This is a genomic window from Paenibacillus sp. FA6, assembly GCF_051550225.1.
GTDB lineage: Bacteria > Bacillota > Bacilli > Paenibacillales > Paenibacillaceae > Paenibacillus_AQ.
Window position 1 is genome coordinate 4,671,315 of the sequence record NZ_CP188820.1, and the last position, 12,581, is coordinate 4,683,895.

General features: G+C 41.9%; 10 protein-coding genes and 1 pseudogene. All 11 read right to left on the minus strand.

Annotated features, from left to right (window positions below; genetic code table 11):
- Positions 1-9 precede the first annotated feature (9 nt).
- The 11 genes and pseudogenes from ACP8HI_RS21280 to ACP8HI_RS21330 all read right to left on the minus strand — a co-directional run bounded on the left by ACP8HI_RS21280 (position 10) and on the right by ACP8HI_RS21330 (position 12,260).
- Positions 10-1,662: a sugar ABC transporter substrate-binding protein gene (locus ACP8HI_RS21280; protein ID WP_438348147.1), complete on the minus strand. Its 1,653-nt coding sequence runs from the start codon at positions 1,660-1,662 to the stop codon at positions 10-12.
- A gap of 48 nt (positions 1,663-1,710) precedes the next feature.
- The gene (locus tag ACP8HI_RS21285) at positions 1,711-2,598 is read right to left on the minus strand and encodes a carbohydrate ABC transporter permease (protein WP_438348148.1); all 888 of its coding nucleotides are present in this window, start codon (positions 2,596-2,598) and stop codon (positions 1,711-1,713) included.
- Between the two features lie 14 nt (positions 2,599-2,612).
- Positions 2,613-3,578, minus strand: a complete 966-nt coding sequence (locus ACP8HI_RS21290) for an ABC transporter permease (protein ID WP_438348149.1) — start codon at positions 3,576-3,578, stop codon at positions 2,613-2,615.
- Between the two features lie 114 nt (positions 3,579-3,692).
- Complete coding sequence (locus ACP8HI_RS21295) at positions 3,693-4,712, minus strand: LacI family DNA-binding transcriptional regulator (protein ID WP_438351933.1); 1,020 nt, start codon at positions 4,710-4,712, stop codon at positions 3,693-3,695.
- A 224-nt stretch (positions 4,713-4,936) separates the two neighbouring features.
- Positions 4,937-6,797, minus strand: a pseudogene (locus ACP8HI_RS21300) (alpha-glucuronidase family glycosyl hydrolase).
- A gap of 21 nt (positions 6,798-6,818) precedes the next feature.
- Positions 6,819-7,898 carry a Gfo/Idh/MocA family protein gene (locus ACP8HI_RS21305; protein ID WP_438348150.1) on the minus strand — a complete coding sequence of 360 codons (1,080 nt, stop codon included), beginning with the start codon at positions 7,896-7,898 and terminating at the stop codon, positions 6,819-6,821.
- A 16-nt stretch (positions 7,899-7,914) separates the two neighbouring features.
- On the minus strand, positions 7,915-9,066 hold the full coding sequence (locus tag ACP8HI_RS21310) for a Gfo/Idh/MocA family protein (protein ID WP_438351934.1): 1,152 nt from the start codon (positions 9,064-9,066) through the stop codon (positions 7,915-7,917).
- Positions 9,067-9,187: 121 nt separating this feature from the next.
- On the minus strand, positions 9,188-9,892 hold the full coding sequence (locus ACP8HI_RS21315; protein ID WP_438348151.1) for a GntR family transcriptional regulator: 705 nt from the start codon (positions 9,890-9,892) through the stop codon (positions 9,188-9,190).
- 88 nt (positions 9,893-9,980) lie between these two features.
- Positions 9,981-10,403, minus strand: a complete 423-nt coding sequence (locus tag ACP8HI_RS21320) for a helix-turn-helix domain-containing protein (RefSeq protein WP_438348152.1) — start codon at positions 10,401-10,403, stop codon at positions 9,981-9,983.
- A complete protein-coding gene (locus ACP8HI_RS21325; RefSeq protein ID WP_438348153.1) occupies positions 10,357-11,124 on the minus strand; it encodes a hypothetical protein in 768 nt (255 codons plus the stop codon). Before ACP8HI_RS21325 ends, ACP8HI_RS21320 begins: the two co-directional genes overlap by 47 nt.
- 437 nt (positions 11,125-11,561) lie before the next feature.
- Positions 11,562-12,260: a hypothetical protein gene (locus ACP8HI_RS21330; RefSeq protein ID WP_438348154.1), complete on the minus strand. Its 699-nt coding sequence runs from the start codon at positions 12,258-12,260 to the stop codon at positions 11,562-11,564.
- Positions 12,261-12,581 lie beyond the last annotated feature (321 nt).

Sequence of the window (12,581 nt, forward strand, 5' to 3'; positions counted from 1 at the left end):
CTCTTTAAATTACTTTATTCCTAACTTTTCTTTGTTCAGTTTCATTTTCTCATTACGGATCTCAACAATCTTATTCCAACTATTCTGATCTAAGAATGATGTATAGCCCGCTAACGTACTTTCGAATTCTTGGTCATCTTTAGACCGAATCAGACTTACTAACGTAGTGTTCCATTTAATGTCAATTGCACTTAAGGCACGTGCTTCGGCAGATCCTGAGTCTGGATTAATGTTCTCTAGAATAAAGTGCGGCTTCATCTTGCCTTGTCCCCATTCTTGCATTTGTCTAATTGCTTCTGGGGATGAGTCATTACTCAAAGCTTTATAGCGATCGTGACCAAAGAACATAAACTCGCCCATCCGATAGTCTTTCTTAAATTTGTCTGCATCGTTTAATTGAAGGTCTTTCACAACAGGTAAGAATTCGTACTTACCATCCCCTATTGCTTGATAGGATTCGCCTTCAATCCCATAATTCATTAGCATTTGTCCTTCTTCACTTAATAGGTACGTGAAAACTTGGATCGCTTTAGCAGGATCTTTCGTATTTTTCGTAATGTAGCTAATCATCCAGCCTGTAATACCTGATTGATTTAATACGGGTTGATTACCAACCGTACTTTGTGGTCCATCAATAGCAATGTATTTCTTATCAGGATTTTCACTGAAATAAATTTGGAGATTTCCTCCTTGTTGTGGTGTCCCATCTAACAATATTGTTGCATATTTCCCTGCTTTAACCTTTTCTTCGAATGCTGTGCCATCATCTGCGAAACTATCATCGCTAATACCTGAATTTCTATGGACATTATTTAAAGTTTTTACCCATGTTAGATAGTCTTCATCTAAATTACGATTATAGAACCCACCCTCTGCGGTATCCAAAGGTACTCCGATGAAATCTTGTAAAGCATCCCCTAATGAACCGGTACCTTCACCAATTGCATTGAAACCAAAAGGAATAAGTTCTGGGAACTTCTGTTTAATTAGTCCCATGGCACTTTCGAATTCTGCTGGCGTTCCCATGCTTGGTTTGCCAATCGCCTCATATATATCTTGACGAATAATATAGGCTGTTTTAGCTGGAATATTCCCACTATCATAGTCAGCTTGGGTATTAGAGTAGTTAGGATAGCCGTAGGTCTTGCCATCTTTTAATTGGAACCAATTGACTGTATCTTTAGCTGCAACTTCATTGAAGTAAGGATCATACTTCTCTGCAAGATCATTTAATGGCAGCGCCCAAGTATTAGCCTTTTGCACAAGTGGAGAGTTTGAATCAAAGATCGTTACTAGATCCGGCAGATCCCCAGCGGCAAAGAATGTATTTAATTTCGTGTCATCACCTGTAAGAAACTTAATGTTAATGTTCAAATCTTCTTTAATTTTCTTTGTAACTAAATCTTTACCGAAATCGGTATTCCACCAATCAGCATTCACATACCAGGTTAGCTCTGTCATTTCTTCTTTCTTGTCCAGCTTCCAAGCGGGGGTCTCTTTATCTAGCGTGTAGCGGTCTTCAATGGATATCCAGTTTTCCTTTTTAGTAGTGCTCTTTGTATTATTGCTTGACCCACAACCACTAACAATTAGAACGACAGCCATCAAAGCAACACATATTTGAATCCCCTTTTTTCCAATCCCCTTGTTCTTCGTATACATACTATACCCCTCCTTATAATTGAAACACTTTAACTCATTGAAACAGACTTACTCTTTAACTGCGCCCATCGTCATACCTGAAATAAAGTACTTTTGTAAAATAGGATATATCATAATAATCGGTAACGTCGTAATTACAATTGTTGCCAGCTGGACTCCTTTCGTCGTAGTCTCGATAACTACAGACCCTCCGATATTTTGCATAGATTGCGTTTGTGACTGAAGAATAATTTCGTATAGTTTCATCTGCAAAGGATAGAGAGCTTTATCGGTGATATATAATTTAGTTGTCATGAAATCATTCCATTGTCCAACCCCATTAAATAATGCGATCGTAGCCATAGCTGGCATGGAAAGAGGTACAAATATCTTAAGGAAAATACGCCAATCACCAGCGCCATCAATCTTGGCTGATTCTTCAAGTGAAGTGGGTACATTTCTAAAGAAATTCATTAAAATGACAACATCGAAAAAACTGAACATAGCTGGAATAACATAAACCCAGAAGCTGTTTAATAGACCCAATGATTTAATCAATAAATACGTTGGAATCATTCCGCCTGAGAAAAACATGGTGATAATTCCCATCGTGACATACAGCTTGCGACCACGTAAATTGCCTTTGCTTAAACTATAAGCAACCATGGCACAGAAGAATACATGGGTTGCAACTCCAAGGATTGTTTTGGAAACGGAGATCACGAATGCCTGCAACATCGTTGTATCTCTAAGAACAGCACGGTAATTCTCCAAAGAGAACTCCTTAGGCCAAAATATAAAGCCACCTTCTGCAAGTGACCTGCCCGAACTAAAAGATGAAACAATAACGTTCCACAGTGGAACAACGATGATAACCGTAAAAATAATCAGTAAAGTTATATTAATTACATCAAAAATTCGACTATCTACATCTTGTTTTACTACCTTTCGATTCACAAAATTGCCTCCTTCTATAAAACGGATTGATTATCATTTAATTTACTGGTTACTTTATTGGCGACAACTAACAGAATGACAGAAACAATGGAAACACCTAAACCAACCGCCGTTGCATAAGAAAAGTCACCTTGCGTCATCCCCATGCGATACACATAAGAGTTAATAACTTCTGCCTTGGCTCGGTTCTGAGAATTCATCAACACTAAGGTTTGATCTAAATTCGATCCAAGTAAACCGCTTACAGTCAGTATCAAATTTAAGCTAATAATAGTTTTCATCATAGGAATTGTAATATGCCAAATTTGCTTAAGACGATTTGCACCATCAATTTTAGCTGCCTCGTAATATGTAGGATCAATTTTTGCCATAATAGCTAAATATAGAATTGTACCCCACCCAGCCTCTTTCCAAATATCAGATAACGTTGCAATCCACCAGTATTTACCTGCATCCAGCAAAATATTTTGTGGCTGCTTAATTATGCCAAAGCTCATTAAAAGCTCGTTGAACAATCCTGATGTCGAGAACCAAGTAATTAACATCCCGCCCAGTACGATCCAGGATAAAAAGTGTGGTAAATACGAAATGGTTTGCACAATCTTTTTGAACCGACCCGTATTTAATTCGTAAATCATAATGGATAGAATAATTGGAATCACAAATCCTATTCCTAACTTCAGAAAGCTTATCCCCAAGGTGTTCACTACGGAATCCCAAAAGTATTTATCAGATAAAATAATCTTAAAGTTATCCAAACCAACCCATGGAGCGGAATCTAACGTATCAATGACGGTGTAGTTCTTAAAGGCTATCGTCAGCCCATAGATCGGAAGATAAGAAAAAATAATCATGAAAATAATTCCCGGTATAATCATGGATTGAAGCTCCCATTGATTTTTAAAATCGGTCACAAACTTCCTTATTCTTTGTCCCATCGGCACTTTAGCTGTAAACTTTGCAGATGCTGAGTCCTTCATACGCTTACATTCCTCCCTTTTTTAAAATAAAAACGTTTTTATAAATTAACAAAGATACCCCTTCTCACATAAAAAAATTATATCATTCCAGGAATAATCGTTGTTTATATTTACTTACATACGACTATTCCGAATTGTCTTTACATTACTAGAACCACGCACTACAATTTCACCCTGTAACTTTTCAATCTTGCCGTGCTCGGTCTCCTGAATCAAGTTAACTAGATGATTAATCACTAGAATACCTTGTCTGGCAATTTGATTTCTCACTGTCGTTAAAGGTGGAGAGAAATATTGGGCAATATCAATATCATCGAAGCCCATGACGCTAATATCCATCGGGATTTGATATCCTTCAGATTTTAAAGCCTTGATACATCCGATCGCGCTCACATCATTCCCAGCTAAAAAAGCATCTGGTATTTTGGAAGGATATGCGTGAAGGTAAGATTTCACAGCATTATAAGACCCTTCTTCTTCAAAAAACCCTTGTAAAATATAGTCTTCATCCACCTGCAACTGATGCTCATACAAAGCAGCCAAGTACCCTTCTTTCCGTTGAACACTATCAAACATCGTATCCACACCAGATATATAGGCAATTCTTTTATGTCCCAGACTGATTAAATATTTAGTTGCTTCATATCCAGCTACATAGGAATCAAAAATGACACTTCCCATTGTTTTGTTGTGAATAACTCGATCCAGGAACACAGCCTTAATCTTGTCTTTCTCCATCGCTACAATATCTTGTTCATCAATCTTTAGCTCTTCAAATATAATGACGCCATCCACACGTCGTCCTAAAATATTACTTAAAATAACTTGTTTATCCTTAGTTACAAACACGTTTAAGCCATAGCCTAGACGCTCACACTCACGAGCCATTGATTCAACTAATACATAGAAATAAGGTCCGCTCACACTAGTTGTAAAGAAACCTAGCATATTGCTCTTCCCAGACTTCAAAAGCTTGCCATTTAGATTAGGTACATAATTTAAACGCTTAGCAACCTTGATTACATGTGCCTTTGTCATTGGATTCAACACGTCTACATCATTTAAAGCGTTGGAAACAGTAGAGATTGAAACGCCAGCTTCTCTGGCCACATCCTTAATCGTTATTTTACCTATGATGATCTTCCTTTTTAATAAAAACGATTTTATAAACCTAAATTATCATATATTTCTCCTTAATACAACCTTTTATATTTCTCACCTCATCAACTCCGTCAATTAGGTCATTGAATCAAAGAATTCACTTGCATTGTATAACTCGTTGCCCTCTCTTGATATCCTCCTTATTTAATTAAAAATGGCTGAACAGGTGTATAACACGCTGCTCAGCCATTTCTTCATCAATAAATTTCACGGTTTTGCTCATCCGGAATACCTGATTTACGTCTGAAATACGTGTTAATCATATCTCGCCATTCTTGAGCATGTTTCGCTTGATCCGCTAGTCGCATCAACACTTCATTATACTGACTCTCATCTAACTTCGTTTGCAACGATTGCCATGCTTGAACTAAGCCTTCCGCCCGTTCGACACCCATTCCGAGGTTATCCGCGAAGTGATACGTGCTCCACTTGGAATACTCATACCCCTCCACATTCGGTCCGTAATGGTGCCCTGGGTTGACCATCCAGCCCACACCGAGCGGTGCAGTGTAGCTTTCGTAAATATCCCAAGATTCGAGCAGCATGCGTGATAGAGTATCGACAAGAACCGGGTCTGTTCCAAAGGTCATGACGATCCATTCATGAGTAATCTCTTCAGAGGATAGCTGCGGATTCCAAGCTAAACGACCATAACCGAAGAGGTTGGCCTGGGCGAGAAGATGACCTGTCCAATTCTCTTGATCACCGATGTTAGATACAGCGGCAACTCCCCAAGATTACGGGAATATAACGAACCGCTCACGATGTTGGCAACCGTCGAACCTTCTCCTTCAGCATATGTTTCGAAATCGAGCACTTCTTTCCATTGTGGCACTAAGTAACACAAATGCTTTTGTTGGCCGGTATACTCTTGTGTGATTTGCAGTTCCAGCACTTGGTTCGTCTTCGTCATCCTACCGAATAACGGGGAGACGGCCTCGCGGACTTGGAAATCCATTGGGCCATTCTTAATTTGGAGAATGACGTTGTCTTTGAATTCACCGTCATGCCCATTGTAATGATCGTAGGCTGCTCTCGCCCGATCCGTTGTGCGATCTCTCCAATCCTGCAGGCAATCATAGACGAAACACCGCCAGATGACGAGCCCGCCGTAAGGCTCCAATGCCTCCGCCAGCATATTCGCTCCCGGCCATAGGTGAAAGGGCCTGGGCGGAACTCCGAATCGGCCTTCACGAGGAACCCGCCGAAGTCGGGAATGGCTTCGTATACGTTCTTAGCTGCTGATCCCCACCATTGTTTGACGTTTGAGTCTAGTGGATCTGCCGTTGACAGCCCCCCGATTTCCATCGGACTGGCGTAATTGACGCTTAGAAATAATTGAATGCCGTAACTACGTAAAACTCCAGCAATACCAGCCACTTCCGGTAAGAACTCACTAATCAGACGTGTCTCTACCTCATGAACGTTCACGTTATTGATGGAGATGGCATTGATGCCGACAGAAGCAAGCAACCGTGCGTAATCACGAACGCGAGTCAGATCGGATACGATGCGGTTATTTTTATAGAAAATAGATTTGCCTGCATAACCTTTTTCAATCGATCCGTCCATATTGTCCCATTGATTAATCACTCGGAGCCCATTAGTTGGATTCTCGACAATAGACAACGCTTCCAAACTATGCCCGCTACGAATAAGTCGCAATAAGTGAAATGCCGCATACAACACACCACGATCACTTTTTCCAGCCAATACGATAAACCGCTCGCTATTCTTCTCGTAAGTATGAATGAGATACCCTTCTTCTCCTACACTCGAAACGGTACTCGTATCCATCAAACCAGCTATTTCCGACAGATCGTCAAACGTGCCTACACGTAAATAACGGGCTTGTGTAGCCTGATCAGTCGAGATCGCTTCAAGGCCTAATAGGGTAGAAAAACCTCTCTTCAATTCCTCAAGCGCGGTCTGCAGGGTGACCGAGCTTCTTCTAGCAGACACGATTTCGGAGCACCAGTCTATATATTGCGTTCTTGACGTCTCATCTGATATTTTCGAAACATGTAACCAGCCTAAATAACTACGATCTATTGTCATTATTAATACTCTTCCCTTGGATCAAACACCCTCGACTAGACGAGCATCCCTCTGTGCGATTAAGCATAATTCTGCAGCTTTGAACGCATGTTTCTGAGTCATCGCATACTCGGTTCCGTTCAAACAGTCGAGGATCAATTGACCGAAATAAGGGAATCCGACTTGATCTTGAGCTTGAAAATGATATTCGCCTTCTTGATTAACGAGATAAACATGGTTACCGCTCTGTGCTCTGCCGATATCTACATATTTGCGCAATTCAATGTAACCTTCCGTGCCCAGAATAAAGGTACGTCCATCTCCCCATGTGCTTAAACCATTAGGAGTGAACCAATCGACCCGGAAATATCCTGTCGAGCCGTTATCTCCGACTAAGTTACAATCTCCGAAGTCTTCGAATGTCGTATAGGACTTGTTGTTGTAGTTCGCTACTTGGCTGTGTACGACCTGTGCATTCTTCGAGCCAGTATAGAACAGAAATTGCTCAACTTGGTGACTGCCGATATCACATAAAATACCCCCGAATTGGTCCCGTTCGAAAAACCAATCTGGTCTAGAACCTGCGTTAATTCGATGTGGACCGTAACCGTTTACTTGCAGCACCCTTCCGATCGCTCCTTGCTCGATCAACTGACCAGCATAAACAGCACTCTCGTTATGTAGCCGCTCACTGTAATAGACAGCGTATTTTAATCCCGTCTCTTCCACTTTCTGCTTCGCTTCTGCCAATTGTTCGAGCGTTGTGAGTGGAGCCTTATCTGTGAAATAATGTTTACCATGTGACATCACTCTCATCCCGAGAGCACATCGATCGGATGTAATCGCAGCTCCCGCGACCATACGAACCTCTGCATCCTGTAGCACTTCCTGCTCAGATTCAGCAGCTTTTACCCCAGGATAGAGGCTAACGAATTTCTCAACCTTCGCTGGATCCGGGTCGTACACCCATTTCAGTTGCCCGCCCGCTTCTTGAAGGCCGTTGCACATCCCGTAAATATGTCCGTGATCGAGACCGATAGCCGCGAAAACAAAGTCTCCAGGCTTGCACACCGCACTCGGTTTCCCCTTAGGTGCATAATTCATACCGTCATTTTTATCCATCGTTCATCACTCCCTATTATTTATATTGACCGCCCGTATTAATGCGAGTATCTTGGAAATTTTCTACTGAAGTTTTCTTTTCGTAGAAATGTGTTGCTTGCGCTTGCGTGCCTTCTTTCGTATAAAATTCATCTTCAGAAGCGAGAGGTAATTGAACCGGCTGCCCTGTACTTGCTGATTTGTAAATGGCCATAATCAGCTCCATCGTAGCACGACCGCTCTCCCCATCGATCAGAACGGATTCACCCGTCTCAATCGCTCTTAATACATTATCTATCTGTCCTTCATGCCCTTCATGCGTAAGCTCAGGCAAGGAATCATAATACGATTCCAGCTTCTGCTCCAATTCTGGATGCGGTTCTGGAAAGCCATTTGGTTTCGATTTGGAAGCTTTAATCTTCCACGGGACCGATACGCGTGCATCCGTTCCTTGGAAGATCAACTGCTGTTCCTCCCCATGATGAACGACCGAGCTTGTAATCTGCGCCAGAGATCCATTCGGGAAACGTAAGATGGCGATAGACAAATCTTCTACCTCGGCATTGTCATGTGATGTATTGCTCATAACGGCATGAACCTCAGTTGGGCGTCCCATCATCCATAAGAAGGCGTCGATATGATGAACGGCATGATTTAAAGTACAGCCCCCGCCTTCCTTCTCCCACGTTCCGCGCCACCACAGATCATAATAGCTGTGACCTCTCCACCAGAATGAATCGACTTGTGCGTGCACAATTTTGCCCATCAGTCCGGTATCGAGCACCGACTTCAAGTTCATCATCGGTGTTCTAAAGCGATTTTGGGCGACGACCGACAATATTTTACCGCTTTCGCGCGCTGCTGTATTCATTTCGTCACATTCTTTGAGCGAGGAAGCCATTGGCTTCTCCACCAGAACATTTTTGCCCGCGCGAAGAAAATCAATCGCAATAGGCGCATGGGTGTAGGGTGGAGTACAGACGGATACCAGATCGATATCATCGTTCAGGAGCTCCTTATAATCTTTCACAACTTTTGCTGACAACTGAAATTCATTACTCCGAGCTTCCGCTTTATCCGAATAAATATCGGCAATCGCGACAATCTGACAACGATCCGGAAATTTTAGAAATGCCTCAATATGAGCGACGCTAATTCCTCCAGAACCGATAATAGCTACTTTCAACATCATGTCATCCCCCTATGTTCTATTATAAATGTAAGCGGTTGCTAAATTATCGTCATCAACTTTCATCATAGTTCCTAACTTACGGGGGGTTAAGCCCCGTAGCTGAACGAGTTCTTCACTACTAATCGACGAAATAATGCGAAAAGACTTGGCGGAGCTCAGGAACCTCACTGTTCATCTTACCCAGATGGTCTTCAAGCAGGCGAGTCGTTACTTCCTCATCGTTGGCTTCAATTGCCTTTAATAACTCATAATGCTCATCGATGACACGGCTCATATGATCATATTCTCGAATAACCAAATAACGTAGCCGATTCAAATGCCCTCGCATATGGTAAACCACATTCATAAGCGTTTGGTTATCAGCCAATTCCAAGATAATGCGGTGAAACACCTCATCCAATTGTAGAAACTGCACAATATTGTTGTTCTCTGCAGCGAGTTGCTGCCCTTCCAACGAATTCAGAATGAGTTGTCTCGAAGGTCTCATTAACTCTGAATTCCATGTTTGTGCTACAATCCGAAAAGCAGCTCGTTCAAGCTGCACTCGAATGAATCTCGTCTCAAGCACCTTCCGCTCCGATATATAAGCTACGCGAGTGCCCCTCTGCGGCAAGACCTCAAGCAATTGATCATTCACCAAATTTCGGATGGCTTCTCTAATCGGAGTTCTGCTGACACCAAGAGACTCAGCAAGATCATTCTCATAGATCATGAGGCCAGGTTCGAGTTGTAACGTAACAATCGCTTCACGAATTGTATGATACACTTGCTCGCTTAGAGGTTTGCGTATATCGCTTAAAGGCAGGAGAGAAAGTACACTCAAAGTCCTTCTCCTCCTTTCTTATTCTTTGTCTTTAGTATAGATGAATACTTGTATACAAGATAGTATAAATCAATCAAAAATCACCTTTTTATGAAATTTCTTCATCCTGCTCACTTCGATTACGGTAGCTCCCTGGAGTCAAACCTACGATTTTCTTAAACACACGACTAAATGAAACGGCATGAATGTAACCCACACGAGCCGCAACTTTCGACATGGAATCGTCGGTAGACAATAGAAAGTGTTGGGCGTGCTCCATCCGAACCCCAGCCAAATAATCGACAAAGTTAACTCCGACCTGCTCTTTAAAAATAAAACCGATGTATTTGGGATTTGTATCAAACACATTCCCTAAATGGGCAAGCGACAAATCTGCATTTCCATAATTCTCATCGATATAGTTACGTACTTGCTCAACGATGGAAGCATATTGTCTGGATTCCCGCTGTTCCTTCATCTGATTTTCAAACCCACTTAGCGACTCCAGAAACGATACTCGTGCCTCCTCCACACTTTCGAAGGTAGCGAACGTTTCGTTCATCATTGGCATCACTGAGCTTTTCCACAAGTAAAATATGTTCGGTATCATCAACAACGTTACCGATGCCAATCGTCACAGAAAATGGAAACTGTTCGAATACCCAAGTCCGAAAATAATCGCACACATCAAGCACGTTCGGCAATCGTTGCTGCTCCTGATTATCATCTAGGAACAAAATACCAAGCTGATTACTATCCAACCATTCCATCCAAATCGTAAGCTGTTGCGAAGAAGCCATCTCTTTGGCAACATTACCCATCGCAAATTTCAACAAGTTCTGATCACGTTGATGATATTCCGAACAAAACCGCGCATATTTATCTATCTCTACCAAAACAACCCGGAACTGATTCGAATTCGAGGGGAGCTGTAAACGTTCCAATTCCACCCGCCACTCCTCCATTCCGATAATGCGATTACCTTGCAACACATCGTGAAAAAACACCTTTCTCCGATAGATCAAATCCTCTTCATGCGTCTTCTCATAATCGATCGACTGACGAATCAAGTTATCAAGCGCAGTTTCGATAATTTGAAGCTCGTGGCTTTCTTTCGAGCCGAGCACACTGTCCTTCAGCCCCGTTGCGGATTTCAATCGATCCATAATCGTTCCGATCGGCTTATAGTTTAAGCGGGCAACAAAGATAAACCATACAGTACCCATCACAATCGTTAAGATCCCAGGAAACATGAAGACATAAAACCATCTAGCTTTCCTAGTCTCTTGGATAACACTGAACGTCCGTCATTTGACTTCATAGCCTCTTTCGCTGACATACTCTTCAAGCCTCCCCACTTCAAATCATCTGTGTTTGTTTCGTACAACTCGATTGTAGTGTCATCACTCCAAAGGAATCTACAGACATGTTTCGGGACATATACAATATTCGAATATAGACGATAAATGTAGTCGTATCGGGGCACAAACAATATTCCTGTTCATTCGATTTTCTAGTAACCATGAAAAATGGCTGATACCGTTCTTATCGATGTGAATGAACACGATGGGGAGATCATAAAAAAAATAATCAAACATGTAGAGCATCATTAAGATACTCAACGTTTGATTATTTTTTGCGTTACTATATCTCCCAAAATGGTGTTCTTGTGGATTTTTTCTCTATCTCTTTACTTTGCTGTTTCGAAATCTGCGATTTGCTGCTTGTACTCTACTAGTAGCTTAGCTAGCGCTTCTTTAATTGCAACAGTATCTTTAGATTTAGCTGCATCATCAAGAGCGATTTGAGCTTTGATAAAGGGCGGAGCTACTTCGCTGATTTGTACTGATTTAGTAAGCGTACTTCCTACAGCAATCATTTCCTCCATATTCAGCTCGAAGGCTTCATCCGGTTCAATACCAGCCATATCGATGACAAATGACATGTCGTTCGCTTCCCCAGCTACAAGTGGTGTAGCCATTGTACTTTCTACAGCCGTTAGTTCCCCAATATTCACCTCGAAGGCTTGATCAGGCTCAATACCGGCCATCTCCATATCGATGACAAATGGTAAACTACTTTCCCCAACGACCGCTTTGTATTGCTCTAATGTCTTTTCCCATTCTTTTAGCGTATTAGGTGCGTAGATTTTAGCCAGTTCCAAAGGATTAGTCCAACTGCTTGCAACCGTTGTGAGTGTAGCTGAAATCGTATCCACTTGGGACAGGTCTTTCGGGCTCAATTCCTTAGATACGCTAGCTGCCTTCATTACAGTCGCGCTCACTTCCTTAGGTACGCCAGTAGCTGCGTTCGTCATAGTCGGGGCAACAACCGCAGACACTAACAGGCCGGATAGAGCTAACTTAGCAAATACTAACTGGTGATTCATAAATACAACACTCCTCTTTTCGTTCAAATGATCTTACAAGTCCAAGCTTACTAGAAGGATGTGGCAGAACATTGGTTGATTTGTGGAAAAACGATGGCAAGCCCTCTTTACTCACCTACAAATTGGTATACTTATAGAGGAAGTTCAAAAAGTCATCTTTTGATCACGAAGTATAGCAGGAAGCGTATTCGACATCGAAGATTGAATTCAGCCGGTCCTTCCGGTGCTCACGTAGGTACTGCCTACGCTCCGCTCCTCACTCCCTTACTTCTTTCAATCTTCTCGGTGCTGAAAACCTGACTTTTTGAACACGCATTTATA